This window comes from Rhodococcus sp. 5G237 (genome assembly GCF_053764735.1).
The window spans coordinates 106117-132832 of the sequence record NZ_JBSNCD010000007.1 but is presented as its reverse complement, the minus strand read 5'-3'; the positions used below and the strand labels follow the sequence as shown (position 1 = coordinate 132832).

Genomic DNA, 26716 nt, shown 5'->3' with positions numbered 1-26716 from the left:
CGTGAAGACCATGCGTTCCTCACCAACCTCACGATAGAGGCCGGTTTCCGTAGCCGGTCGGTTTCGACAGTGTCGACACTCGTCGCGCTGTCGACCCGGCGCCTATCGTTGTTCCCATGGATCCGCCCGTGACGCGGTACATCCAGCGCGACGGCAACGCACTGGCGTATCAGGCCGTGGGCGAGGGGCCACATCCGATCGCGTGGTTCTTCGAAGACATGATGCATCCGGACCTGATGTGGACCGATCCACACTTCCACTACAACTTCGAACGTTGCGCCCGCTTCGCGCGTTCGTTGTTCTTCCAGCGCCGCGGATTCGGACTGTCCGATCCCGTCGAGCACGTCCCCACGCTCGAGGAGCAGGCCGACGACGTAGTCGCGGTGCTCGACGACGCCGAGGTCTCTCGAGCCACGCTCGTCGGCGCGGCCAGCACCTGCGGGCCCCTCGCCTTGGTAGCCGCTCGGCACCCCGACCGAATTTCCGGACTGATCCTCGCCGAACCCTGGGCCGACACCCTGCTGTCCGACGGCGATCCGCCACTAGGATGGACTGCTGACGAGCGAGACCGGTTCGTCGAGTCGTATCGGGATGCGTACGCATTTTGGGGTCAAGGGAAACTCACGTCCCTGACGCACCCGACCCTCGATGTCCCACACAACCGACGGATCATGGCGCTGCTCGAACGTTGCTCCGCCACACCGAGAACAGCCCAGAAACATCTCGAGTGGGCCCTCCGCGCGAACTACTCCTCGATTCTGCCGGCGATCCAATGCCCGACGAAGGTCCTGCACCAGCCGGACACTCTGTTCGCCCGAGAGGCCGGCCGCAGAGTTGCCGCGGATATTCCGAACGGCCGCTTCTACGAGCTGCCGCCGATCCCGGTCGGCGCAACGCTGGGTGAAGTGCTGATCCCTGTTCTCGACCACGTGGAGGAACTCGTCAGCGGCTCGGACCATCCGGTCGACGCGGATCGGTTTCTGGGCGCGGTTCTGTTCACCGATGTCGTCCGCTCCACCGATCTGCTCGCGGAGGTCGGTGACAGCCGCTTCGCACGGTTGCTGGGCGCCCACGACAGACTCGTGCGTGTGGAGGTCGAGGCCGGCGGAGGCACACTCGTGGGCATCGCGGGCGATGGGACCCTCAGTGTGTTCGACGGTCCCGTGGCCGCGCTGCAGTGCGCACACCGGATCATCCGAGCCACATCGACTCTCGGATTCACTGTGCGGTCCGGTGTGCATGTCGGGTCGGTGACCCGCGCCGGTCCCGGGTTGACCGGAATGACGGTCCACATCGGAGCGCGGATCGCTGCCTCCTCCGGGCCTGGGGAGGTGCGATGCTCACAGGCGGTGCGCGAACTTGCGGTCGGCGGAGATTTCGATTTCACCGACCTGGGCAGGCATCGACTCAAAGGTGTGCCCGGTCAGGTGCAGGTGTTCAGGGCGACGACCAGGGCCCGTCGTGCACAGCCTGCGCTGCCGCCACGCCCGACCGTCTCGGACCGGGCAGTACTGACCTTGGCGCGCCGGGCTCCCGGCATGCTTCGTGAACTCGCCCGCTTTGCAGACCGTCGCAACAGAGCAGGGAGGCGCCCACGATGATCGTCGCCGACTAGGCTCGGCACCGTGAGCGTGCGTGCAGGAATCATCGTGACCGGGACCGAAGTACTGACCGGGAGGATCGCCGACCAGAACGGACCGTGGTTGTCCGACCAACTCCTGAGACTCGGCGTCGACGTCGCTCACATCACGATCTGCGGTGACCGGCCCGCCGACCTGACCGCACAGCTGCGCTTTCTCGCCGAGCAGGGCGTCGACCTCATCGTCACCAGCGGGGGCCTCGGTCCCACCGCCGATGACCTCACAGTCCCCACCGTCGCGGAGTTCTGCGATCGCGAACTGTTGCTCGATCCCGAACTCGAAGAACACATCGCAGGTGTCATTCGCCGCTTCCGCCCGGACACCCCGGATCTCGACGCCGGGCCGACGCGCATCGGTATCCGCAAGCAGGCGCACGTGCCCGCCGGTGCCACCGCCCTGCCGCCCACCGGTACAGCGCCGGGCGTGGTCATCCCCGCGATCGCCGGCGATCGGCCGGTACCGACCATCGTCATCCTGCCCGGACCGCCCGGTGAGCTGCAGGCGATGTGGCCGAGCGCGGTCGCCTCCCCTGCGGTCGCCAACGTGTTGTCGCGAGCCGACGACCTGCAGCAGCACACCGTGCGTGCCTACGGATTGCACGAGGCACAACTCGCCGAGACGCTGCGCCGGGCCGAAGCAGAGATCACCGGCCTCGATCGCCTCGAGATCACGACCTGCCTTCGCCACGGCGAACTCGACATGGTGACGCGGGTCGCCTCCGGTAACGCGGGCATCTATCACCGTCTTCTCGATGTCCTCACCGAACACCATGGCCGCCAGATATTCTCGACCGACGGTTCCACCATCGACGACCAGCTGATCGCCGCCCTCGACGGCCGCACGATCGCGACTGCGGAGTCGTGCACCGGCGGACTCGTCGCTGCGCGGCTCACCGACCGTCCCGGGTCGTCGGCATATGTCATGGGTGGCGTGGTCTCGTACTCCAACGACGCGAAGTCCGATCTGATCGACGTACCGGCCGAGATGATCGCGGAGCACGGCGCGGTGAGCGAGCAGGTCGCCGCAGCCATGGCCGCGGGTGCCCGACGTCGCCTGAAGGTCGACGTCGCGGTCTCCACCACCGGGATCGCCGGCCCCGACGGTGGAACCGACGCCAAGCCGGTGGGCACGGTGTGCTTCGGCGTCGCGATCGAGGGACGACCGACGTACACGGTCACCCGCCGTTTCCCCGGAGACCGCGAACGGGTCAGGACTCTGACCACCACGGCGGCACTGCATCTGGTTGTCGCACGGCTCGGCCGGGCTTGAGCCTGCGCGGACCCTCGGCGGCCGTCAGTTCTCTCCTACCGCCTCCAAGCGGGCCCGGAGGGAATCCACTTCGGCTCGGAGGTCGTTGATCTCGTCGATGTAGGGACGGATCCGGGCGCGGACCGCTTCGTCGGTGTACTGGGGGATCAGGCTCCGTGAGCAGTTCCAGTCGAAGGCCTCGACCTCGATGACGATGCTTCGTTCGCATCGCGCCGAGATTCTCCGACCGTCTCCGAGATCGCGCAGTCGGTCGAGAAGCTGCGGGTCGTCGTCCGCATCGACCACCCGCGCGGTACCGAAGACCTTCAACCGCCTCTTCAGCGGAAAGTCCGCGAGGAACAGCGCGACCTTCCCGGTGGCCGCGATGTTCCCGACCGAGACGAACTGCTGGTTGCCTCGGTGATCCGCGAACCCGATCGTCTGCCCACCGAGGTGGTGCAGGAACCCGACGGGTCCACTGCGGTACTGGACATAGGGCCATCCGCTCGGGGTCACCGTCGCCATGTGGAACTGGAAGCTTTCGCGTACGAGAGCGAGTTCGCGGTCGCCCAACAATTGAGGTCCTTGATCGGGTTCGTCGAGGTCGGCGCCATAGGCAACGATGCTGCCTGCAGCTTCCTGACGAGCCACCGCCTGCGGGCCGAACGCCAGATGGTGATACCTCGACCCCATACCGATCTCCTCGCCGTTGTCCGTTATGTCGACAGCGAGATAGTGCATCACAGTCGGCCGCAATCAGGAAGTTGTGGGTATCGACTTCGAGGTTCGTCGAACATGAGTTGCCTGAGTTAAGATACGGAACGTGCCGTATCCGAATGAACCGCCTGCGCAACGCGGACGTCCACGCGACGCCGAACTCGAGCGTCGGATCACCACCACCGTTCTCGAGCTACTGGCCGAGGAAGGCTACGAAGGCGTGACGTTCGAGGCGGTCGCTCGACGTTGCCAGGCGTCGAAGGCAACGCTGTATCGACGTTGGCCGTCCAAGCGCGACATGGTGCTCGCAGCCGTGAAGGACGCCCCTGCGCATCCCTCGGCAGTCCCACTTCGGCGCGGCGAAACACTTCGCGACGATCTGCTGCTCCTTGCGCAGCGCCTCAGCCGCACCATGTCCGCAACCGACAGCAACGCCGCCTTCATGCTGCTCCATGCGGGACTCGAAGACCCGGAGTTGTGCGACGCCATCGAGGAGACCGTCGGCCCGACAGGCGCGCGTCTCCCCCAGGCGGTCCTCGACGATGCCGTTGCTCGAGGCGAACTTCCCACGGGCGCTCAACCATTCGCATATGAGGAAGTTGTGGGCACCGTCCTGCTCCTGCGACGAGCGAACGGCCTCACCGTCGACGACACCTACCTCGAAGCCCTCGTCGACACGGTCGTCATTCCGGCGCTCACCGCGTCCGCCGGCCGAACGGACCTGCCTGCCGGCATCTTCTCCGGCCACCCCGAAACCTCCACCACGACTACGGAGACCCCATGACCCGCTGCACCATCGAGGACTTCACCTACCGCACGATCAACGGGGACGGTGGCGTGAACCTCAATGTCGCCATCGGCGGCGAGGGCCCGGCCGTCGTCCTGCTGCACGGTTTCCCGCAGACCCACTACATGTGGCGCCACGTCGCCCACATACTCGCCGACGATCACACCGTGATCGTCCCCGACCTGCGCGGCTACGGCGCCAGCGACCGGCCCCCTGCCGACAACCCCGAAACCTATTCCAAGCGCACGATGGCGAACGACGTCGTCGCCCTCGCCCGTGAGATCGGATTCGACCACTTCGGGCTCGTCGGTCACGACCGCGGCGCGCTCGTCGCCGTCCGTACAGGACTCGACCACCCCGACGCCGTCGACTGTCTCGGCATCCTCGATGTCCTGCCCACGATGGACACCTGGGCGGTACTCCAGGGCGTGAACGCGAAGGTGGCCTGGCACCTCTATCTCATGGCCCAGCCCGCAGGGATGCCCGAGAAGATGATCGCCGCAGTCGCCCCGGAATTCTTCGGCTCGTTCCTCGACGCGTGGGACCCGACCGGAACGACCTTCACGCCCGAGGAGCGCGACCACTACGTCACCAGCTCCATCGACTCTGTCGACTCGATCGTGGCCGACTACCGAGCTACCGCCGGCATCGACCTCGACATGGACCTCGCCGACCGCGAACGCGGCACTCAGCTCACTATGCCCGTCGCGGTCATCTCCCAGAACTGGGGCTCTCAGCTGGGCTTCGACGCCTCAGCGCTGTGGCAGGCCTGGGCACCCGATTTCACCTACCAGTCCACCACCAGCGGCCACTTCATGGCCGAAGAGAACCCCGAGGAGATCGCCGGCTTCATCACCGAGCTGGCCGCCCGCACCCTCGCCGAGCACTGACGGGAAATTCACCGGAGTTTCCGACCGAGGTGAGCATGATCACCGAAAAGCGCGCATCCCTAACAGGCCGAACAAATAAGACATCGCTATTATCGGCGTCAACTGTTGTCTGTCGGGGGCACACGAGGAGAATCGCGCATGTCCCGGATCGATCGCAGACGCATACGCACCGTCGGTCTGCTCGCCGCAGGTCTGCTCACCGCAGGACTGAACGTCGCGGGTCCGGTCGGTTCCGCGTCGGCCGACCCGGTCCGCAACTGCCCTGAGCGGTACATCCTCGCCGTCGATGGAACCCGTGGCTTCGAGACCCTCGACTCGATCGATCCGGAGTCCCCCTTGGCGAAGATCTCCGCTCGGTTCGAGGCTCCCGGCACTGTGGTCGAACACATCCGTTACCCCGCAGTGGTCGTGCCGCTGCCGGGGACCGGCTCGCACGACGATTTCGACGGCATCGACGACGACGGCACCATCGCATACGACAGGTCGAAGCAGATCGGGCATCAGCGACTCCGCCAGACGATCACCGTCCGGCACAGCACCTGCCCGGATTCGGACCTGTTGGTGCTCGGCTACTCGCAGGGCGCTTCGATCGCCGGCGACGTTCTCGCCGAGATTGCAGCCGACGGGTCCGTTCCCCCCGAACGGATCTCGGGCATCCTCTACTCCGATCCCCGCGACGACCGCGGCGTCGAGACCCTGTTCCCGGGTCCCGTCGCTCCTGGCGTGACGCTCGGCGGCGGCCGGAACGACTTCGGTGAGATTCGTGTCGAGCGAGTCTGCATCGAAGGCGACGCGATCTGCGACGGTCGCACACCCGAGGACGGCAAGGACTGGCTCCGGGAGAACGTGACGGGATACTTCCAGTTGCATACGAAGTACCCCGACTACCAGCCCTGACCGAGTCGGGCCGGAAGTCGGCCGCGCGGGTGGAATCGGGTCCGACTCGGTCGTTACCGATAGCAGTAGGAGTCCGAGGACGCGTCGCCACCTTGGAGACGAACCTGGTGCGCCCGCAGACCCCGAAAGTCGTCGCCGTGTGGGAAGAAGCGGTCGTCGATCTCCATCCCGCCGCGAGGGTCGGTGCGCATCAGTGCCATCCAGGCGCCGACCCCGTCCGGGTAGAACTGATCGTCCCAGGCCCCGTACAGGGAGTTGGTGACGTAGACCCGCTTGCCGTCCCGGCTGATCTCGACCATCTGCGGACCACCGGCCAGCGGCTCGCTCGGTACCGCCGGATGGGCGCGGCGGCCGACGATCCCGCCGAGTCGGACAGATCCGGTCTCCTTCGGATGGGCAGGGTCGCGCACGTCGAACTGCTTGAGCTCGCCGGTGCCCCAGCACGAGACGTAGAGGAACGCGTCGTCGACGGACAGGTCGATGTCGGAGACGAGCGGCGGCACCGCACCGAACGGCTTCAGCGCCGGTGGCAGCAGGTCCGGCTCTGCCGGTTCGGCCGGGATGGTGATCACCTTGTCCACCGCCCAACCGTCGTCACCGCGGTGCCAGCGCCAGACCGACGCGGACAGGTCCTCGGTCGAGACGACTACGCCGACGAATCCCCACGTGGCCTCGGGGTCGTGCGACGGGCGCAGTTCGAGCGGCATCTGGTACTGGGCGCCGAGGTCCACTCGCTGCTGGTGCGCACCCGTCGAGAGGTCCCAGAAGTGGATGGCATGGCCGTACTCGTTCGCCAGTAGCAGCTCGGGCACCAACCCGTTCTCGATCATCGACGGTGTGCCCCACTCGCTGCTGATCAGCGTGTTCCGGTTGAGATGCCACCAGGCGTCGTACGCGAAATACTGCGGCCCCCGGTCGGTCTCCCACTGCCGGAGCACATCGAACGTGCCGTGATCGAGCAGGGCGATCCCGCCCGGGCCGTCCGATCCGTCGGCACCGCCCAGGCAGGTCATGAACACCCCGTCCGGCCCACAGTGCAAGGTATGCGGTCGGGAGTAACCCGCCTTGGCGGCGAGATCGGCAGCCTCCACGACTTTGGCCACGGTGGGTTGACGCGGGTCGGGCTCGGTGTCGAGCACGTACAGGGACGACGAGCGGATGCCCGGCACGATGAGGTATCTGCGTGCCAACCCCGTCATATCGTGGCCCTCGTGCTTCAACGCGCTGCTACAGGCGTTCCAACCGAAATGATGCAGTTCGTTGCCCAGCCCGGGTACCTCGGTCCAGCCCACCACCCGGCCGTAGGTGTCCGAGTCGGGATCCACGTCGATCACGCTCATGGCGTCGGGTTTGTCCGCCGCACGATCGAACGCGACCACGTAGGCCAATCGCTCCGGTGGGGCGGCGGCCGCGTCTGCCGCTGTCCGATAGAAGGTCGGGTCTGTGATCGGCTGACTCATTTTCAGCCTCCTTCGTCGAGGAGACCCCACGAGTCAGAGTACGAGGATCGCGCGAGGGACGGAACCGTGGTGAACTCACGGGAGCGCGCAGGGCTCCGAATGATGGCTTGTCCTCCCCCGCCGCCGACGAGAACAGCTACGCGCGCCAGGTCGCTGATAGAACTCCCGCTCCACACCCGGTATCCGTGCTTCCACGCGTCGCGTCGCAGGTACAGATGCGAACGCGGACTGTCGCTCACGACAACACGTCTCGGCCCGTCCGGGGCCCTCGCACTGAAGGTCCCGCTGCGTCCGCCGTGGTATCCGGTGGGTCGCCTCGCCGTCAACGTCGTCGAACACCATGCGATCGGCCACATCCCGGCCGGGAAGGTCTGGTTGCAGCGGCACGGCGAAAAAGTGACGAAATAAGGGGAGGTTCTGTGCGAGTTCTTCACCGGAACCGCACACAACCTCCCCCGAGTTTCGACGGCCGCTACTCCTCCTCGACGCCACCAACGGCCCAACGCAAAAGGGAACCCATCCTCGAGCAAGGATGGGTTCCCTCGTCGACAAGTCCCTGGAGAACTGTCGTTACTGCAATCCGTGCAGGACTGCTATGCCTGTGCAGCGGCCGGTTCCTCGACATGCTCCACGGGGCCGGCTTCCGTGATGGGATAGACGGGGTATTCCACACCCGACAGGTACTGGACGGTACGCACCACCTGGCACGAGTAGCCGAACTCGTTGTCGTACCAGACGTAAAGAATGGCGGTATCGCCGTCGACGATCGCTGCATTGGCGTCGATGATGCACGCCGCGCGCGAACCGATGAAGTCGCTCGACACTGCGTCGGTGGCCGAGGTGTAGTCGAGGTTGCGGCGCAGCGCACCGGTGAGCGACTCCTGGTGCAGGTGCTCGAGCACCTCTTCCTTGGTGGTCTCACGAGTCAGCTGGAGGTGAAGGATCGCGACGGACACATCCGGCGTAGGAACGCGGATCGAGTTGCCGGTGATCTTCGCCTTCAGATCCGGAAGCGCCTTCGCGACCGCCGAGGCCGCGCCGGTCTCGGTGAGCACCAGGTTGAACGGCGCGGAACGACCGCGACGGTCGGCCTTGTGGTAGTTGTCCAGCAAGTTCTGGTCGTTCGTGAACGAGTGCACCGTCTCGACGTGGCCGCGCACCACACCGAACTTGTCGTCCATGGTCTTCAGCGGCGGAACGATGGCATTGGTGGTGCAGGACGCGCACGACACGATCTTCTCGTCCGGGTCGATGGCGCGGTGGTTGACGCCGTGCACGATGTTCGGAAGATCGCCCTTGCCCGGCGCGGTGAGCACCACCTTGGCGATACCGGGGCGAAGGTGGTTCGACAGCCCGTCACGGTCGCGCCAGATGCCGGTGTTGTCGATCAGGATGGCGTTGTCGATGCCGTACTCGGTGTAGTCGACGCTCGCCGGATCGTTGCTGTAGATGAACTTGATGACGTTGCCGTTGGCGATCAGGGCGTTGTTCTCGGCGTCGACCTTGATCGTGCCGTTGAACTGCCCGTGGACGGAGTCGCGACGCAGCAGAGACGCACGCTTGGTCAGGTCGTCACCGCTGCCCTTCCGCACCACCACAGCGCGCAGGTTCAGGCCGTTCCCCGAGCCGGCCTTCTCGATGAGCAGACGGGCAACGAGGCGACCGATCCGACCGAAGCCGTACAGGACCACGTCCTGCGGCTTCGCGGGGCTCGTCTGAGCACCACCGACCAGGTCCGAGAGGGTCTCAGCGACGAACTCCGGGATGGACCGTCCGGCACCCTCGGCCTGATAAGCCGTCACCAGCAGGCCGAGGTCGATCTTCGACGGCTGCAGGTCGAGGTCGGTCAATGCCTCGAGGAACGGGAACGTCGCCTCGACGGACAACTCGTCGCCGCGGATCTGACGCGCGAAACGGTGCGTCCGCAGAATGCCGATCACCGACTTGTTCACGAGGGAGCGGCTGTGAAGCAAGATCGTGACCGAATGCCGGCGGTGCAGACCGCCGATGATCGGGATCATTGCTTCCGCAATAGCCTCTTGCGAGTTCCACTGTGCCAATTCCGGGGTGCTCACTGCGCTCCTCTGCCTTTCCGGCTCGTCTGACACGTCACAGGCTGTTGGGTGCAGCCCAGACGAGACGCACGTCACTCGCCGGTCGGTGTCCGGATCGGTGGAACCGTACGCGACCGACGCCGATTACGGCGTGCGTACCGCCAAGCATATGAAAGAGCTCTCACGGGTCGACGCCCGGTAGGCGAAACGTGCCCGCGCGTGCGTGAAGCTGATCGTCTCTCCCCCGATAGGAAGGCTTCGTCGACGCCCGGAGCTGTAGACGAACCGGCGAGCTGCGTGTGTCGCCAGTCACAACAATTGTGGCGGCATACGGGAAAACAGTTGCGACCTACTCGGATCGCAGCACTGAAACTGCCTCGTTCGTCGGCCATACGACCGCCAGTCCAACCATCAGAAAATCTTGAATTTCGACAAATGTCACTGAGTTCCCATATTGGTGACTTTTCGACCGAACTCCGGCCTTCTCAAAACCTTCGAACCGCCGACAGCTCTACTTGTCATTTCACACAACCGGGGCAGAGCCCAGGACTTACTCCGAGCTGCGGGAATCCGCGGCTCGCGCGTTCCGATGCCGTGACCCTGCTGCACGCGGCAAACCCGTGAGAAATGACGGTACCGAGGAAGACTTGCTTAGTGAGCGTTGCAGGTTTTCTGATCGTTTCGACCCAGTCCGCAGCCTGCGAGATGGTGCTAGTTCCTGACTGCAGCCAGAAGATGGGCGGTTACCGCATTCCAGTCGGGAAACTCGGCGCTGCCGAATTTGACCAGTTCACCCGTGAAGTCCTTCGCGCCATTGTGGTCGCGGTCGTCGACCAGAAAGTCTCCGTGATTGAGGTTCTTGTGGTGCGACAGGATCAATCGCTTGTAGGCGACGGACGTGGGCTCGATGCCGAAATGCTTCTGCACCCACAGCAGCTTGTCCGACCACGCTGATGGGTTCTTCCACGGAGCAGTCGAGAGTATGTACGCATCGAAGTGCTCGGCCAGCAGTGTGAATGCTTCGATCGCACCGTCGATGGGATCCATCAGCGCGAAGATCCCGGGTGCCTCGTCAAAGCGGTCCTGGTATTCCTGGAAATCGGCAGCGCCGAGCCGAGCGATTCCGGACTTGAAGTGAACCAGCGTGTTGTCGAGGTCGACGTAGAGGATCTTTCGACGATCAGTCACGTCGTGACAATACCTGCGGCATCGTGGGGCGGTGCGCTTATGCCCTGCGTATCAGCGTGAGTTGAGCCCATTGGTTCACAAGGGCCCGTCCGTCATAGGCCCGCATATCGACGCGAAGGCAGTCCGCCGAGTGGGACGGTTCGTTGTACTGGCCAGTCGGGTCGACCCCTGTCCCCGAAGCCTCCTGCGCCCTACTGTCGAAGCCATGACCGACAACACCCTGCCTCCCATGACCACCTCCGAGGGCGTCAACATCCCACACCGGTGGAGTGAAGACCTCATGGGAGATCCCGTCGCACTCTGGACCCTGATCGACCTCATGAGCCACGGGCCGGGGTACCCGGCGACCGTCGACGGACTACGCACCCACCCGGACACCAGCCGGGAGGAGCACATCGAGGCGCTCCAGACCCTCGAACACCGTGGATACGTAGTCAATGGGCGGCTGCGCGACTTCATCCCCGAGGACTTCAGCGAAACACCGTGACCAAGGGCGATCACGTATTTCTCCGGATGAGAACCGCTCCGAGGATGTGCGTTTCCCGGAGCCGGCAGTGAGGCTGCCCAAACCCGGGGACGTGTCATCGCACCAGTTCAGAACCGGTGTTCGACCGGCCGGGCGTTTCGGTGCTCCCGACAACCGACCGGACCTTCGCTGCCGTCGGACGGGGTCCTGGCGGCAGGCCACGCCGTGCCGATGGATCGACCTATCGAAGGCTCAGCCGACGGTGTTTCGCGGCGGCACTTTCGGCGGAAGAACAGCTCGTAACCGTGCCGGCCGGGTCGTCTACCTACCGTCTGCGGGCAAAGTGCCTGGCACGAGTCGCGCCATTGAAGACAGCCTTCAATGCGCGGTCGGCAACTGACCCGTCGGCGGGTAACAACTTGATCTGACGGGCGAATTCCATCTGGTCGTAGCGCACAGTGTTGGTGACGACGTGTCCGTTCTCGACGACGAAGTGGTCGAATCCCTCGAGGTCGATGTGTCGCCCTGTGCCGGCGATGCCCATGAAGGCTCCGACGTGCTGCCCGGTCAGGTGCCAGTGGACGAGAACATCGTGTCCGGACTCGGCGACCGAGACGATCTCGAGGGTGAAGTCGGCGAGAGCGGCGAAGACCTGTTCGAAGTAGGCCGCGATTTCGGCGTGGCCGTGGCACGTCCCGGTAGGGAAATACACGGTGGTGTCGACGGTCCAGAAGTTGCGCAGACTGTCGAGGTCCTGGGCGCTGATGCGTCCGATCGCCCACTGCACGAGTTGGGTCTTGGACGCATCGTTCGGCGGTGCGATCGGAGTCGAGGAAATGGTGTGATCGGGCATCTCTGCTCCCATGCACGGTGGTATTACTGCACGGAATCTTCCTCTCCCGAGGCTAACGCTCACCCATCCGAACGCGGACGTAAACGACCGCCCACAACGATGCCGGGTAGTGCGGGGAAGGCCACTGCTGTCCCGACACTACAGCCGCGGCGCCCGCCTCGAAGTCGTGCGAGCGCCGCAGCGTGAATCGGCTACGCGTGCAGAGCGTCCCGGAGGAAAGCAACAGCCTGCGCAACTGCGGCCTTCGCGGCGAACGTGTCGTGCAGAGAGTTGACCATGACAAAGTCGTGAATGATGCCCTGATAGCGCACCGCAGTTGTGGGAACACCGGCCTGACGGAGCTTGGCGGCGTAGGCCTCACCTTCGTCACGCAGCACGTCGGCTTCGGCCGTGATGACGAGCGCCGGCGGCAATCCGCTGAGCTGGTCGATGGTCGCACGCAACGGCGAGGCGGTGATCTGGGCGCGCTCGGCCTCGTCGGTCGTGTACCGGTCCCAGAACCATTTCATGCCCTCGCGGGTGAGGAAGTATCCCTCGGCGAACTCGTGGTAGCTGGCGGTGTCGAAGGCGGCGTCGGTGACGGGGTAGAACAGGACCTGGGCGGTGATGTCGATGCCACCACGTTCCTTGGCGAGCAAGGTCAGGGCCGCGGTCATGTTGCCGCCGACCGAGTCACCGGCGACCCCCAGGCGGGTGCCGTCGAGGTTCTTGTCGGCGCCAGCCCTCGCGATCCACTGCGCGGTGGCCCAGACCTGCTCGATCGCGTGGGGGTAGCGCACCTCGGGTGAGCGGCCGTACTCGGGGAAGACGACGGCGGCGTTCGCACCCACGGCGAGGTCGCGCACGAGGCGATCGTGGGTGTGGGCGTCGCCGAAGACCCATCCGGCGCCGTGCGTGTAGACGATGACCGGGAGCGTGCCGGTGACCCCGGCCGGGCGCACGATGCGAACCTGGACCGTCCCGGACGGGCCACCTGGGATCTCGATCCATTCCTCATCGATCGCCAGCTTGAAGATCGGTTCGTCCTGCACACCGTCGACAGCTTTTCGGCCGTCTTCGGGAGCGAGTTGGTAGAGATACGGCGGATTGGCGGTCGCCTCGACGAACGCTTGGGCGGCCGGCTCGAGGGAAATGTTCTTCGGGTTCGCGGCCATGACGGAACTTCCTTTTGATCGATGGAGCCGGAGATCGAGAACGACCGTTCTCGATCTGGTGTCGACTGTAGAGAACGACCGTTCTCAACGTCAAGAGGGAGCCGAGGATTTCGTCGGGACCCAGCCGAGGAGGCAGGACGCCGATAGTCCACGCGGTGGACGATGCATCGGCAGATCCCGTGCCGCCCCGGACCGAGGCCTGGAGAACCAGCGTTCTCAGGGTGCGTAGACTGGCGGCGTGAACGAAGAGACCCGTACCCGCATCGTCGAAACCGCCGATGCACTCTTCTACAGCCGCGGCTTCGGCCAGGTGGGCATGGACGCCGTGCGCGATGCCGCCGGGGTGTCGCTACGCGCGCTCTACAAGGAGTTCCCCTCGAAGGACGAGTTGATCGCGGCTGTCCTCGCCGGCCGTCACGAGATGTGGACGAAGGGGGTCGAAGCGAAGGTCGACGCGATCGCCGACCCGGCAGCCCGCCTGCTGGCCGTGTACGACTTCTTGAGCGACTGGTTCGCGGACCCTCACTTCCGCGGCTGCGGATTCATCAACGCTTTCGGGGAACTCGGGTCGGCGAACCCGCGCGTCGCTGAGATCGTGCGCGAGCACAAGGCCGATTTCCAGCGCTACGTTGCGCGCCTCGTCGCCGAGGCCGGTGCACCCGACTCTCTCGCTCCTCAGCTCGCCATCCTCGCCGAAGGCGCTCAGACCACCGCGGCGATCGCCGGCACGACGGATGCTGCGGCACAGGCACGTGCCGCAGCAGAAATCCTCATCAACTCCGCACTGGCCGGTAAGTAGCACCAGGCACGTCGACACGAGAACGAGCCGGGACGGAAGGCTCGGTTGAATCCGGGCCTCCAACCACGAGTAGCGAACTCAAGCAACGGTTCTCGCCTGCATCCGTGCCGGAACGGGTCCGGCGGCAACCAGGGTGAAAGGTGTAACCACTGCGAAGTCGTTCGCAAGGGACTCGGTCCGCACCCTTCGGACGATTCCGGCCAGAGCCAGAGTAGCTTCGAGCATGGCGAAGTGGTCACCGATGCAGGTACGGGGCCCTCCACCGAACGGCAGATACTGCCAGCGCGGGGGTGGCGATGATCGCTCCCGGTCGAACCGATCCGGATCGAAGCGTTCCGGATGTTCCCAGAGCGTAATGTCGTGATGCAACGCGTAAATTCCCACCGCCACATTTGTTCCGGCCGGGATTCGGTAACCGTCCACCTCGACGTTCCGCATCGCCCTCCGCGCCACTATCGCCCCTGGAGGACACATCCGCAATGCTTCATGGAGCACCCGCACGGTGTACGGCAAGCGGCCGATATCGGCTGCCCGTAGAGGACGATCACCGACTGCACTACCTTCCTCCGCCACACGATCCTGCATCTCCGGGTTACGGCCCAATTGCCACAGGCTGTACGTCAGCGTGGTGGCGGTGGTGTCGTGACCAGCGAACAGGAAGGCGAACAGCTCATTTCGAATGTCCTCATCACTGAACGGCATACCGGTCGCTGGATCGGCGAGTTGGAAGAATCGTCGAATCAATTCGGCGCTGGTCTCGGACCCGGTGCGCGCGTCCGCCATCGCTTCCTCGAGCGCTTCGGTGATGACCATCATGGACTTGTGGAACCGGTGCCGGGCGGGAGTCGGCATCCAGGCCGGGGCCCGCACAGGCTGCAATCCGCGACGGGTGACGAACTGCAGTGCTCGGGTGAGATGCGGCCCGAGGGTGTCGGCCCGCCCGCTGAGGTCGATCCCGAACAACGATCGTCCGAGCACTCGCAAGGTCAGCCTTCGCGTTTCCCGATCGAGGTCGACCGTGCCGCGCTCGAGCCACTCCGTCGCCATAGCGTCGGCAGTTTCTGCCATACGATCGGCGTAGAGGGCTACGTGTTGTTTCGTGAACAACGGTTGCAGCGCTCGTCGACGAGGCACCCACGGGTCGTGAGGAAGATTGAACACGTTCTTACCGCCCCACAGCCGTGCCTGGACGAAAAGCTCTGTCTCCTTGTCGAAGGCACCGTCGGCGCCGCCGAGCACATCGTGAGCGCCCTGCGGTGACGTGACGATGGCGAACGTCGGCGTCCATCGTCCGGGACCGGTACGAACAAGGGTGACCGGCCCTCCGGCATCACGGAACGTTTCGGGACCGGTATCGAACTTGCGAAGTGCTCGGATGCGGTTGATCCACGGCATCGACACGGTGGGCGGGAGAGGAGAGTTCTGGGCCTGTTCGGCTGTCCTGGCCATGAGTCAAGTGTCCCTCCGAACGCGCGACCACACCAGACCAAATCTCGATTTTCTTTCCGCCACATCCGATTTGACAGGTAATGAACACGAATTCGACGCGTGCAACCAGTCAATACGGGAGCACGCGTCAGAACGGCGCAGTAGCTGCGGAACCGCAACGCGGTGGCACGGTCCAAGACGTCCGCGTCCGGCTATCGCCACCGTCGGCACGATACGTAAGCGATTTCTGTTGTGTTTGCACGCATTATCTCGACGAGACAATGTGTCACCCGGGCGATTCACTGCCGCGACCCGTCGAGACCGCTCGGCATACGTCACGGACAACAATCACCGATCCGACACGGTGGCAACATGTTACGTGTCACTCCCTACGACACCACTCGCTGTCGTGCGAAAGTGCCCGACACAGAGTCTCGGTCACCCGATTTCGCCGATAAACCGAGGCGCGCACTCCCCCACATCACGCGCGCGAACATCATTGGGCGCATCAGCGACTCAGGACGGTCGAGAAGATGGGCGACCCGCGCGAACGCAGCCCCCACCTGGGGGTCGTTGACACCGGCCCGATACAGCAAGCCCAGGTAGGCGTTCATCAGCCTCGTCTGCACGGACCGATCTCCTTCCACGAAAGGCATCCGCAGATCCGAGTCTGCAGACATCGACCATGCCTCGTCGAGGATAGGTTCGATTCCGCGCAGGAAGCGGTACGCCAGCGTGTCGTTGTTCTCAGCACAACACTCACGAAGAACGAGCGCTTCCATAGCCGCGACGCTCATCCCCTGGCCATACACGGGATTGAAACTGCAGATGGTGTCACCGAACGGTAGATATCCCCTGGGGAGTCGGGAACCCGTGAAGTGCCGACGCACAGTGGAGGGAATCCGATAGTGAACCGCGGGACCGAGCGACTCGGCGTTGCGCAGTAGCTCGGCCAATTCCGGCGCAGGTAGCGAAGCCGCGAAGTCGACGAATCGATCCTCGTCGAGTGGCGGCGCATGATCACCGTAACCGGCCAGCGTCACGATCCAACTGTTGCCCTCCTGCGCCAGCAGATACCCACTTCGAGGGTTGCTCGGAGTCGCGCCGACGAGCAGACCGATATCACCCTGCAGGTGCGACGGCTCTCGTCGATAACGGCGAGTGGCGTAGGTGAGATGAATGGGCATTCGCTCCTCTTCAGGTGCCGGGAATCCCTCCAACTCCAGCAGCTTGTGCACCTTCGAACTGCGACCCGAAGCATCGACGAGCAGATCCGCGGGGATAGTCCGGCTCTTCGCACCGTCTTCTTCGTCGTACACCAACACTCCGGTCACGGTGCGGTCCACCGGATCGACAGAGATCGCGTGGACCGAACACCGGTCGATGATCTCCACATTGGAGACCGCCTCCAGCCGACTGCGTAGATGTCCCTCGAGGAACGGACGGCTGACGAGCACCGGACGGACCCCCGACCTACCTCGCGCCCAGCGGTGACCGTCCAAGACCAACCGGACGTCAGACAGCTGATCTCCGGTTGGTGCACCGTGGTCGATCAATTCCTCGACGAAGCCGGGGAACAATTCATTCATGATCTCCTTGCCTCGCACGGTCAAGGCGTGTGCATGCCAACCCTGCGGCACACATCGCCGTGCACTCGGCGCTTTCGGCAACGTATCGCGCTCGACGACGATCACTCGATCGAAGCGGTCGCTGAGCGCACGGGCGGCCAGCAATCCCCCCACTCCGGCACCGATCACTACCGCAGTCGAGTTCCTGATCTCAGTCATGACTTCAGTGTGTTGCCGCCGCCAGGTCGAGAACCATCCCTCAACCGGGGGGTATGCGATCCGATTCGAGCTCGCGCCACGGTGTAGCAACAGGGGCGTTCCGGGCACTGTCAGCAACCACGGCCGAGGGTCAATTCTCCACCGTGCGCCGCGTCGCGTCGGCAACCACATCGGTGAAGGAACCCCCGCACTCGAGGATGCGACGTTGCCGGATCGCGCCGTTGCCTCGGTCCAGGGTCACCCCCAGCGCGTCGTGCACGGACGAATAGACGTCGAGTTCCTCGAGGACGGGCCGGAGCTGAACGAGCAGACGTCGGATCAGATCGACAGCCGGAACCAACTGCGCAGAGCCGAGATCGACACCGTGCCCGGCCAGACCGTCCCGGGCCGCTCTCCAGCACGCCGCGCGCAGCAGCTCCTGATCGACCGAAGGCGCCGACTCACCGCGTTCGATCGACGCCGTCGCCTGGGCGACCAATGCATACACCAAGGTGGCCAGCGTGACGGTCTCCTCGACGGTCGCGGGGACATCCGCGATGCGGATCTCGAGGGTCGGATGATGCGCGGAGAGCCGCACATCCCAATAGACCATTCGAGGGTCCAGGATCGTGCCGGTGGTGAGCAGCGATTCGACCGCCGCGTCGTAGTGCGCAGCCGAGGCACACTGCGGGGGCAGTCCCGCGCTCGGCCAGTGCCCCCATCGCAGGTATCGCCAGCTGGCATAACCGGTGTCCCGACCGTCGGCGATCGGGGAATTCGCGGTCAGCGCCAGCAGAGTGGGAAGCCACGGACGCAGATGGTTGATCAGCTGGGCCGCGCGGTCACGATCGTCGACACCGATATGCACGTGGCATCCGCAGATCACGCCGTCGGCGACGCCACCGTAGTGCTGGGCCATGCGTCGGTAGCGCGGCGTGGCAGTGACCGAGCCGCTCGGAGGTTCGAAGATCGGGGTTCCGACCGCGACGAGCCGGCATCCTGCGCGCGCTGCGGCGTCGGCGGCCGTCGCGCGGGAGCGGCGCAGCTGTTCGCGTAGATCCTGCGGGTGTGTACATACCGCAGTGGCGGTCTCGACCTGACATGGGGAGAGCTCGACCTCGAGCTCGATGCTGAGTGCGCGCCCGGCCTCGATCACGTCGAGACTGCGCAGGAGGGGACGACCGGTACGGGGATCGACCAGGACGAATTCCTCTTCGACGCCGATCGTTGCCGCCATCCCGCCGCGCACAGGAGAGGTGTTGATCGGTCCTGTGGCGGCCATGGCGTTCTCCCCACTCGAGGTCTTTCACTCTACGAAGGAAGTGCGGCCGGCGAGGGTGTACTGCAGCCGGGGATCTGACTTACCGGACGGTACGTGCGCGTTGCCGGTTGGCAGCGTGGCGGAGCTGCAAGATTCGCAGACCGCCGGCGAGTCCGACGATCACTGCTCCGGCGATCGCAGCAAACAGCAATGCCACCCCCAGCGGCAATGAGAAGTCCCACGCGAACAATTCGAGGGTGACGCTGTCCAGGTTCTGCAGGATGAACACCAACAGCAACAGCAGGATCAACATACCGACGATCAGAGCGGTCCACAACGCCCCGGTACGGGTGCCCCTGATGCCTTTCCCACGGGCGACGTCGGGATGCAGCCTGCTGGAAGCGTCCGGATCCGGTGTCACGCCGGATGGGGGGACCGGAGTATCGCTACGCCGCGCGGACGGAGAGAAGTCGGAGTTCGAATCACCGGGGCCCTTCGAGCTGGTCGTCATGCTCGGTGGAGTACCCCTATCCCGTTGCGGTTATCCCATCCGAACTGCATCACCTACAAGGCCGGCGTGGAATCGGCGACGCGGTGGTCGGAAGAACCCCTCCGACGAGGTGCAACAAAGAGCGGTCATCTACTCGATACGAGGTCGGCCGGATCGGTATTCGCTCCGCAAAGAACTGCGCCGGACGCGATCGTGACGCCGGCATCGGGCAGGGATCCCTGTTCACGGTGCGCCCGGATGAAGTCCTGCGCGCCGCGCGCTGTGAACGATCCGGTGTGCTGCATGACCTCCAGTGCGAAATACAGATCGTAGGAGGAACCTTCGGTATTCGTGTCCACAGTGATACGCGCGACCGTCGCACCCCACGCAAGTTTCGATGGCTTCAAACGGCGCGCAGATACGCGAGAGGTAGCTGTCGAAGACGGGACGTTGGGCTCTTCCTCGATCCGCAAAGTGCGCTTATCGTCGTGTAATGGACATCACCTCCGCTCTGGAGGGGAAGGTCGCACTGGTCACGGGAGCGGCCAGGGGAATCGGTGCGCATACGGCGCGCGCTCTGGCCCGCCAACGCGTCCACCTCGTACTGGTTGATCGCGATGCCGAACCGTTGCGCGAACTCGAAGCCGAACTCGGTGCGGAGAAGGTGGTCGCCGCGGTTGCCGACGTCTGCGATCTCGACGCTGTCGAGCGGGTGGTGTCCGCCGGCGTGGATCGCTTCGGGGGCATTGATCTGGTGTTGGCAAACGCCGGTATGACCAGTTACGGCTCGGTGGCCCAAATCGATCCGGCCACTTTCGCTCGCGTGATCGAGGTCAACCTGATCGGGGTCTTCAACACCATTCGCGCTGTGCTTCCATCGGTAGTCGAGCGTCGAGGCTACATCCTGGTCGTGTCGTCCGCCGCTGCTTTTCTGCCTGCTCCAGGAATGGCCGCGTACGACGCGAGCAAGGCCGGAAACGAGCACTTCGTCTCAGCGCTTCGTCTCGAGGTCGCGCCGTACGGTGTCGAGGTCGGCTCGGCACATATGGGGTGGATCGACACTCCGATGATCCAGGACATACGAGCAGACTTGCCGGTCTTCTCCTCGATGCTCGCGGGCTTGCCTGCTCTTCTTTCCAAGACTCTGCCCGTCGAAGTGTGTGCGGACGCGTTCGTGTCAGCGTTGGCGACACGCAAGCGGCGCGTGTACGTGCCGCGGTGGATCGCGACGATGCGTTGGCTCAAACCGATCGTGTCGTCCCGCCCCGCCGAGCGAGTGATGCTGGCAAGGTACGGATCGTTCCTGGCGACCATGGACCATCAGGTCTCCGAACTCGGTCGCAGCACCAGTGCTCGCACTACCCCGCCCGGATCCGCTTCTCCCGCCGGAGGCGAATCCCGGATGGACGGGACGCGCTGACCTTCGAATCGCCGTCGCGTCCTCGGGTGACACGACGTCACCGAATGTCCCACCACGGGCGCCGCTTCTGCAGGAACGCCGTCATCCCCTCCGCGGCTTCCTCGGAACCGAACATCCGTGCCGAACGTGCTGCCAGGTCGTCTCCGTAACGATCGAAGTCCTCGAGGATCCGCTGCGTGACCAGACGTTTCGATTCGGCCAGACCCTGCGGTGAGCATGCACGGATCTCCGCGAGCAACTCCACCAGGACAGCTCCGGTATCGGCCACCGACAGGGTGACGAGACCCTCGGAGCACGCCTCCTCGGGACCGAACCGTTCGCCGGTCAAGAAGTACCGTGCCGCCGCGCGCGGCGACAATCGCGGGAGCACGGTCAAAGAGATGATCGACGCGGCCAGACCGAGCCGTGCCTCGGTAAGTGCGAACGTCGACGCCGGCCCGGCGACGACGATGTCGCAGGCCCCGATCAGACCCATACCGCCGGCGCGGACGTGCCCGTCGATGCGGGCCAGGACCGGCTTGGGGAGCTCCAGGATCTGCCGGAGCAAGGCCGTCATGTCGCGGGTACGTGCGGCAGCCGTCTCCTGCGCGGATCCGGAAGATCCGCTCAGATCCGCTCCGGCGCAGAATGTTCCACCGGTATGGGTGAGGACGACCGCGCGGACGTCGGGATCGGCGGCCGCGTCGACGAGTCCGCGGCTCAGTTGGGTCAGCAGCGGTACCGATAGAGCGTTGCGGTTGTGCGGTGAGTCGAGGGTCAGTGTCGCAGCGCCGTGGTCGACGGCGTAGCGCACCACCACCGGATCGGGTTCGGTCATGACAACTCCTCGATGTGGTGTCCCCCTTTACCGTCGGGGCTCTCGACCGGTGCGGACTCGCCGTGGGGCATGACGACAGCGAGGACGGCACCGACGGCGACCTGATCGCCGACCTCGACGGCGAGCGTCGTGACGGTGCCGCCGGTGGGTGCGGTGACGGTGTGCTCCATCTTCATCGCTTCGAGCCATACGAGAGGTTGGCCCGCGTCCACCACATCGCCGACGGCAGCGCCGAGCCTGATCACCGATCCCGGCATGGGCGCGAGTAGTGATCCGGCAGCGATCCGGGCGGTGGGGTCGACGAAGCGCGGCGCCGCGGTCAGGCGCACCGGTCCGAGCGACGAGTCGACGTACACCGCGTCGCCGTACCGCGCCACAGCGAAATGCAGGCGGACACCGTCGACGTCCAGAACCACCCGGTCCGGTGTGAAGCCGACGACGCCGAGGTCGTCACCGCCGTCGACGTGGACACCGTCGCGCGTGATCCGGTAGCGCACCTCATGGTCGCCGTGCACGCCGGAGAATCGTTTGACCTGCGGCTGCGAGGGCAGATTCCGCCATCCCGAGGGCAGTCTCGCATTCACCGCGGCAGCGGCGCGGTTGGCAGCCGACTCCGCCAGAGCAGCGGCGATCGCAGACACCGCTTCCGCGTGCGCGGAGGCGAGCGGGGCCGACAGTTCCGCGAATCCGTGGGTGTCGAAGAAGGCGGTGTCGGTCTCCCCTGCACCGAAAGCGGGATGCCTGAGCACCGCGACGAGGAGATCGCGGTTGGTGACGATGCCGTGGATCTCGGTGCGCGTCAACGTCGACGCCAGCAGACGCACAGCGCGGTCGCGGGTCGGCGCGTACGAGATGACCTTGGCAAGCATGGCGTCGTAGTGGACCCCGACCTCCGATCCCGCGATGACACCGGAATCGACGCGCACACCGGTGTGCCGGAGCACGTCGAATTCACGTGCCTCTTGCGGCAGCGCGAAACGGTGCACGGTGCCGGACTGCGGTTGCCAATCCCGGGCCGGATCCTCGGCGTAGAGCCTGGCCTCGACGGAGTGACCGTGCACGGGTGGTGGTTCGGGGTCGAGAGGGTCACCGTCGGCGATTCGGAACTGGAGGTCGACGAGATCGAGCCCGGTCGTGCATTCGGTGACGGGATGTTCGACCTGCAGCCGCGTGTTCATCTCCAGGAAGTGGAACTTGCCCGAGCGGTCCGCGAGGAACTCGACGGTGCCGGCGCCTTCGTACCCGATGGCCTGAGCGGCGCGCCGCGCGGCGTCGAACAGGCGTGGACGCATCCCCTCGATCCTGTCGACGAGTGGCGAGGGTGCCTCCTCGATCACCTTCTGGTGGCGACGTTGGATCGAGCATTCGCGTTCGCCCACCGCCCACACCGTGCCGTAGCGGTCCGCGAGGATCTGGACCTCGATGTGCCGCCCGTTCTCGAGATACCGCTCGCAGAACACCGTCGGGTCGCCGAACGCCGACCCGGCTTCCCGGCGGGCCGCGTCGAGTTGCCTCTGCAGGTCGGCCAATGTCCGCACCACCCGCATTCCGCGCCCTCCACCACCTGCGGATGCCTTGACGAGCACCGGGAGGTCGGCGTCGGTGATGTCGGCGGGGTCGAGTTCGGCGAGAACAGGGACACCGGCGTCGGCCATGATCTTCTTGGCTTCGACCTTCGAGCCCATCCGTTCGATCGACTCGGGAAGCGGTCCGATCCAGATCAATCCCGCCTCGAGCACTGCGCGCGCGAATCGTGCGTTCTCGGAAAGGAATCCGTAACCCGGATGGACCGCGTCGGCACCCGTCGCCAACGCAGCGGCGACGATCTTCTTCCCGTCGAGGTAGGTCTCGGCGGGAGTGACTCCCGGAAGTCGCACGGCGGCATCGGCGTCGCCGACGTGCGGACTGTTGGCGTCGGCATCGGAGAACACGGCGATCGCCCCGAGTCCGGCCCGACGGCACGACGCGAACACGCGGCGGGCGATCTCGCCGCGATTCGCCACGAGCACCGTGGTGATGGTCGATTCGGTCACGGGAACCTCACATCCGGAAGACGCCGAAGGATTCGGCACCACTGATCGGGGCGGTGGCAACGACCGACAAGCACAGTCCCAGCACGGTGCGGGTATCGCGGGGGTCGATGATGCCGTCGTCGTAGAGACGACCGGACAGGAACATCGGCAGCGATTCGGCTTCGATCTGGTTCTCGACGGCCGCTCGCATCGCCTCGTCGGCGGCTTCGTCGAAGGCCTGGCCGCGCGCCTGCGCAGCTGCACGGCCCACGAGGGAGATGACCCCGGCCAATTGGGCACCGCCCATGACCGCAGATTTGGCGCTGGGCCACGCGAACAGGAACCGCGGATCGAAAGCCCGTCCGCACATGCCGTAGTGACCGGCACCGTAGGATGCGCCGATCAGTATGGAGATGTGCGGCACCGTCGAGTTGGCGACCGCGTTGATCATCATCGCCCCGTGCTTGATCATGCCGCGCTCCTCGTATTCTCGGCCCACCATGTATCCGGTGGTGTTGTGCAGGAACAACAGCGGCGTATCGGCACGGTTGGCGAGTTGGATGAACTGGGCTGCCTTCTGGGATTCCTCGTTGAACAGCACGCCGCGCGCGTTGGCGAGGATCCCGATCGGATAGCCGTGCACCTGTGCCCACCCGGTCACGAGCGACGACCCGTAGAGCGGTTTGAACTCGTCGAAGTCGGAATCGTCGACGACGCGAGCGATGACCTCCCGCGGATCGAAGGGCTGCCGAAGATCCTCGGGGACGATCCCGAGCAGCTCCTCGGCGTCGTACCGGGGTTCGCGTACGTCCGCCTGGGGCGCCGGGCCGGCCTTGCGGTGGTTGAGGCGTCGCACGATGCTGCGACCGATACGCACCGCGTCCTGTTCGTCGACCGCGAAGTGGTCGGCCAGACCCGAGATACGGGCGTGCATCTCGGCGCCGCCGAGTGACTCGTCGTCCGATTCTTCTCCGGTGGCCATCTTCACCAGCGGCGGACCGGCGAGGAACACCTTCGACCGCATCTCTATCATCACCACGTGGTCGGACATACCGGGGATGTATGCGCCGCCCGCGGTCGAATTGCCGAACACCACCGCGATGGTGGATATGCCTGCCGCCGACAACCGGGTCAGATCGCGGAAGAGCCGGCCACCGGGGATGAACACTTCCTTCTGCGTGGGCAGATCCGCGCCGCCGGATTCGACGAGGGAGATCAGCGGCATCCGGTTCTGCAGGGCGATGTCGTCGGCACGCAACGTCTTGCGGAGCGTCCACGGATTGCTGGTTCCCCCGCGCACGGTGGGGTCGGTGGCCACGATGACACATTCGACGCCTTCGACCACACCGATGCCTGTGACGACGCTGCCGCCGACGGGAAACTCGGTGCCCCAGGCCGCGAGCGGTGACAGTTCGAGGAACGGCGAGTCGGGGTCGAGGAGCAGTTCGATCCTCTCCCGCGCAAGCAGCTTGCCCCGGTCGTGGTGGCGCCGGACGTACTTCTCTCCCCCGCCGGCAAGGGCCTTGCCGTGTTCGATGTCGAGTTCGGCCAGACGAGCACGCATCGTCTCGGCGGCCGCGGCGTATTCGGTGGAGCCGGGATCGAGGGTCGAGATCAAGGTGCTCACGAATGCTTCTCCAGCAGGACGGTGGGGATGTCGATGTATCGGGCGCGCAACCATTCACCGAGGCCCTTGGCCTGCGGGTCGAAGCGGGCACGGGAGGCGACGCCACGACCGAGAATTCCCTCGATCACGAAGTTCACCGCCCACAGATTCGGAAGCAGATGACGCGTGACGGACAAAGGTTCGATTTCGGGGAGCAGTTCCTTCAGTGTGTCGACGGTGAGAGTGTTTGCAAGCCATTGCCATTCGTCGTCGGATCGGACCCACACCCCGATATTGGCGTCACCGCCCTTGTCGCCGCTTCGGGCACCGGCGATCGTGCCGAGCGGAACGCGGCGAGTCTGTCCGGGCGACAGCGGCGCGGGCACACTCGGGTCCGGCAATGGTTCGAGGGCCCGGGTGGTCGCCGCGGCCGGGATGTCGACGCGGGTGCCGTCGGACAGCACCGCGATGTGCGGCACACGCGTCGCCTCGACGTACTCGGCCGTGTAGACACCGTAGGCGGTGCCTGAGCCGGGCGGAGCGGTGACGAAGAACCCGGGGTAGCTTGCAAGGGCGAACTCGACCGCCGTGGAGGTGAATGCGCGTCCGACGACGTCGGGATCGGGATCGCGCGCAGTGCAGCGCAGCAGAGCACTCGCGGTTTCCTCCGTATCGGCATCGGCACGGTCGGTGCGAGCGAGAGCCCATTCGAGTTCGGCAGGCCGTCTCGGCAGACTCGATTCCATCTGAGATCGCACCAACTGGGCCTTTGCGTCGATATCCAGTCCGGTCAGGACGAAGACGACCTCGTTGTAGAACCCGGCAAGGGCGTTGAGACACACCTTCAGAGTCGGTGGGGGCGACTCGCCCTTCACACCGGTGATACGGACACGATCGAGTGCTTCCCGGCTCAGCGTGACGGTGTCGAGGCGCGCGGTGACGTCGGGGTTCGCGTAGCGTCCGCCCGTCACCTCGTACAGCAGTTGTGCGGTGACCGTACCGACGGTGACGGCTCCTCCGGTGCCCGTGTGCTTCGTGATCGTGGCCGCGCCATCGGCCTCGATCTCGGCGATGGGAAATCCCGGGCGGACGAGATCGTCGAGTTCGGTGAAGAACGCATAGTTTCCGCCGGTCGCCTGGGTACCGCATTCGATGACGTGCCCGGCGACAACAGCACCCGCGAGTGCATCGACGTCTTCAGGAGCCCAACCGAAGTGGGCGGCGGCGGGACCGACGATCACCGATGCGTCGGTGACTCGCCCGGTCACGACGATATCGGCTCCGGCGTCGAGGCACCGCGTAATGCCCCACGCACCGAGATACGCGTTGGCGGTCAGCGGGCGCGGGTCGGCCTCGAAACCGAACTCGTCGATGCGAGCGAGGAGATCGTCGCCTTCGACATGGGCGATGCGTGGTGACAGACCGAGCCGATCCGCAACCGTGCGCAGCGCCGCGGCCAGACCCGCAGGGTTGAGACCACCGGCGTTCGCGACGATCCGCACCCCCTTGTCGAGGGCGAGCCCCATGCAGTCCTCGGCCTGCCGCAGGAACGTCTTGGCGTAACCGAGTTCCGGATTCTTCAGACGGTCACGACCGAGGATGAGCATCGTCAGTTCGGCGAGGTAGTCGCCGGTCACATAGTCGAGTTCGCCGCCTTCGAGCATCTCGCGCATCGCCGACAGACGGTCGCCGTAGAAACCGGAGCAGTTGCCGATTCGCACGACGCGGTTCACGCGATCCCTTCCTGGACCGGTTTGCCTGCC

The 26716-nt window shown here is 65.2% G+C and carries 23 protein-coding genes; 8 read left to right on the top strand and 15 right to left on the bottom strand.

The window, feature by feature from the left end; genetic code table 11:
• The first annotated feature begins 116 nt into the window (after positions 1-116).
• A complete protein-coding gene (locus tag ACWPOC_RS18110; RefSeq protein WP_455409107.1) occupies positions 117-1601 on the top strand; it encodes an adenylate/guanylate cyclase domain-containing protein in 1485 nt (494 codons plus the stop codon).
• A gap of 24 nt (positions 1602-1625) precedes the next feature.
• Positions 1626-2909: a competence/damage-inducible protein A gene (locus tag ACWPOC_RS18105; RefSeq protein ID WP_120282699.1), complete on the top strand. Its 1284-nt coding sequence runs from the start codon at positions 1626-1628 to the stop codon at positions 2907-2909.
• Between the two features lie 24 nt (positions 2910-2933).
• On the opposite strand, the gene ACWPOC_RS18100 is transcribed toward ACWPOC_RS18105, so the two are convergent.
• Positions 2934-3581 (bottom strand): pyridoxamine 5'-phosphate oxidase family protein, encoded by a 648-nt coding sequence (locus ACWPOC_RS18100; RefSeq protein WP_225623556.1) that lies wholly within the window; start codon positions 3579-3581, stop codon positions 2934-2936.
• Between the two features lie 130 nt (positions 3582-3711).
• Between ACWPOC_RS18100 and ACWPOC_RS18095 the strand changes: the two genes are divergently transcribed.
• The 3 genes from ACWPOC_RS18095 to ACWPOC_RS18085 all read left to right on the top strand — a co-directional run bounded on the left by ACWPOC_RS18095 (position 3712) and on the right by ACWPOC_RS18085 (position 6179).
• On the top strand, positions 3712-4389 hold the full coding sequence (locus ACWPOC_RS18095) for a TetR/AcrR family transcriptional regulator (protein WP_120282697.1): 678 nt from the start codon (positions 3712-3714) through the stop codon (positions 4387-4389).
• Positions 4386-5282: an alpha/beta fold hydrolase gene (locus tag ACWPOC_RS18090; RefSeq protein WP_120282696.1), complete on the top strand. Its 897-nt coding sequence runs from the start codon at positions 4386-4388 to the stop codon at positions 5280-5282. The genes ACWPOC_RS18095 and ACWPOC_RS18090 overlap by 4 nt, the downstream gene beginning before the upstream one ends.
• A 138-nt stretch (positions 5283-5420) precedes the next feature.
• Positions 5421-6179 (top strand): cutinase family protein, encoded by a 759-nt coding sequence (locus ACWPOC_RS18085; protein WP_455409106.1) that lies wholly within the window; start codon positions 5421-5423, stop codon positions 6177-6179.
• A gap of 53 nt (positions 6180-6232) precedes the next feature.
• Here the strand turns inward: ACWPOC_RS18085 and ACWPOC_RS18080 are convergent, their stop codons facing one another.
• From ACWPOC_RS18080 to ACWPOC_RS18070, 3 genes are all read right to left on the bottom strand, one after another.
• Positions 6233-7639 carry a selenium-binding protein SBP56-related protein gene (locus ACWPOC_RS18080; protein WP_120282694.1) on the bottom strand — a complete coding sequence of 469 codons (1407 nt, stop codon included), beginning with the start codon at positions 7637-7639 and terminating at the stop codon, positions 6233-6235.
• 593 nt (positions 7640-8232) lie between these two features.
• Entirely contained in the window at positions 8233-9714 is a 1482-nt protein-coding gene (locus ACWPOC_RS18075; RefSeq protein ID WP_081314714.1) for a glyceraldehyde-3-phosphate dehydrogenase, read from the bottom strand.
• A 690-nt stretch (positions 9715-10404) separates the two neighbouring features.
• Positions 10405-10881 (bottom strand): 5' nucleotidase, NT5C type, encoded by a 477-nt coding sequence (locus tag ACWPOC_RS18070; protein ID WP_120282693.1) that lies wholly within the window; start codon positions 10879-10881, stop codon positions 10405-10407.
• 205 nt (positions 10882-11086) lie between these two features.
• Between ACWPOC_RS18070 and ACWPOC_RS18065 the strand changes: the two genes are divergently transcribed.
• Positions 11087-11368: a hypothetical protein gene (locus ACWPOC_RS18065; protein WP_120282692.1), complete on the top strand. Its 282-nt coding sequence runs from the start codon at positions 11087-11089 to the stop codon at positions 11366-11368.
• A gap of 304 nt (positions 11369-11672) precedes the next feature.
• Here the strand turns inward: ACWPOC_RS18065 and ACWPOC_RS18060 are convergent, their stop codons facing one another.
• Positions 11673-12200, bottom strand: coding sequence for an ester cyclase (locus tag ACWPOC_RS18060; protein WP_120284283.1), 528 nt, complete (start codon positions 12198-12200; stop codon positions 11673-11675).
• A 191-nt stretch (positions 12201-12391) separates the two neighbouring features.
• The gene (locus tag ACWPOC_RS18055) at positions 12392-13354 is read right to left on the bottom strand and encodes an alpha/beta hydrolase (RefSeq protein WP_455409105.1); all 963 of its coding nucleotides are present in this window, start codon (positions 13352-13354) and stop codon (positions 12392-12394) included.
• A gap of 238 nt (positions 13355-13592) precedes the next feature.
• Here ACWPOC_RS18055 and ACWPOC_RS18050 point away from each other — a divergent pair, with 238 nt between their 5' ends.
• Entirely contained in the window at positions 13593-14153 is a 561-nt protein-coding gene (locus ACWPOC_RS18050) for a TetR/AcrR family transcriptional regulator (protein ID WP_120282690.1), read from the top strand.
• Positions 14154-14231: 78 nt separating this feature from the next.
• On the opposite strand, the gene ACWPOC_RS18045 is transcribed toward ACWPOC_RS18050, so the two are convergent.
• The 5 genes from ACWPOC_RS18045 to ACWPOC_RS18025 form a co-directional block, all read right to left on the bottom strand.
• A complete protein-coding gene (locus tag ACWPOC_RS18045; RefSeq protein WP_455409104.1) occupies positions 14232-15548 on the bottom strand; it encodes a cytochrome P450 in 1317 nt (438 codons plus the stop codon).
• A 422-nt stretch (positions 15549-15970) separates the two neighbouring features.
• Positions 15971-17368: an FAD-dependent monooxygenase gene (locus ACWPOC_RS18040; protein WP_120282688.1), complete on the bottom strand. Its 1398-nt coding sequence runs from the start codon at positions 17366-17368 to the stop codon at positions 15971-15973.
• Between the two features lie 130 nt (positions 17369-17498).
• Entirely contained in the window at positions 17499-18629 is a 1131-nt protein-coding gene (locus ACWPOC_RS18035) for a glutamate--cysteine ligase (RefSeq protein ID WP_120282687.1), read from the bottom strand.
• A 79-nt stretch (positions 18630-18708) separates the two neighbouring features.
• Positions 18709-19119 (bottom strand): LapA family protein, encoded by a 411-nt coding sequence (locus tag ACWPOC_RS18030; protein WP_455409103.1) that lies wholly within the window; start codon positions 19117-19119, stop codon positions 18709-18711.
• Positions 19120-19244: 125 nt separating this feature from the next.
• Entirely contained in the window at positions 19245-19457 is a 213-nt protein-coding gene (locus ACWPOC_RS18025; RefSeq protein WP_455409102.1) for a hypothetical protein, read from the bottom strand.
• Between the two features lie 134 nt (positions 19458-19591).
• Between ACWPOC_RS18025 and ACWPOC_RS18020 the strand changes: the two genes are divergently transcribed.
• Entirely contained in the window at positions 19592-20518 is a 927-nt protein-coding gene (locus ACWPOC_RS18020; protein WP_120282685.1) for an SDR family oxidoreductase, read from the top strand.
• A gap of 37 nt (positions 20519-20555) precedes the next feature.
• Here the strand turns inward: ACWPOC_RS18020 and ACWPOC_RS18015 are convergent, their stop codons facing one another.
• From ACWPOC_RS18015 to ACWPOC_RS18000, 4 genes are read right to left on the bottom strand one after another with little or no spacing between them, the layout of a single operon-like run.
• A complete protein-coding gene (locus tag ACWPOC_RS18015) occupies positions 20556-21335 on the bottom strand; it encodes an enoyl-CoA hydratase family protein (protein WP_120282684.1) in 780 nt (259 codons plus the stop codon).
• Positions 21332-23368: an ATP-binding protein gene (locus ACWPOC_RS18010; RefSeq protein ID WP_455409101.1), complete on the bottom strand. Its 2037-nt coding sequence runs from the start codon at positions 23366-23368 to the stop codon at positions 21332-21334. The genes ACWPOC_RS18015 and ACWPOC_RS18010 overlap by 4 nt, the downstream gene beginning before the upstream one ends.
• Positions 23369-23375: 7 nt before the next feature.
• Positions 23376-24974 carry a carboxyl transferase domain-containing protein gene (locus tag ACWPOC_RS18005; protein ID WP_120282682.1) on the bottom strand — a complete coding sequence of 533 codons (1599 nt, stop codon included), beginning with the start codon at positions 24972-24974 and terminating at the stop codon, positions 23376-23378.
• On the bottom strand, positions 24971-26626 hold the full coding sequence (locus ACWPOC_RS18000; RefSeq protein WP_455409181.1) for an acyclic terpene utilization AtuA family protein: 1656 nt from the start codon (positions 26624-26626) through the stop codon (positions 24971-24973). The genes ACWPOC_RS18005 and ACWPOC_RS18000 overlap by 4 nt, the downstream gene beginning before the upstream one ends.
• Positions 26627-26716: the final 90 nt, after the last annotated feature.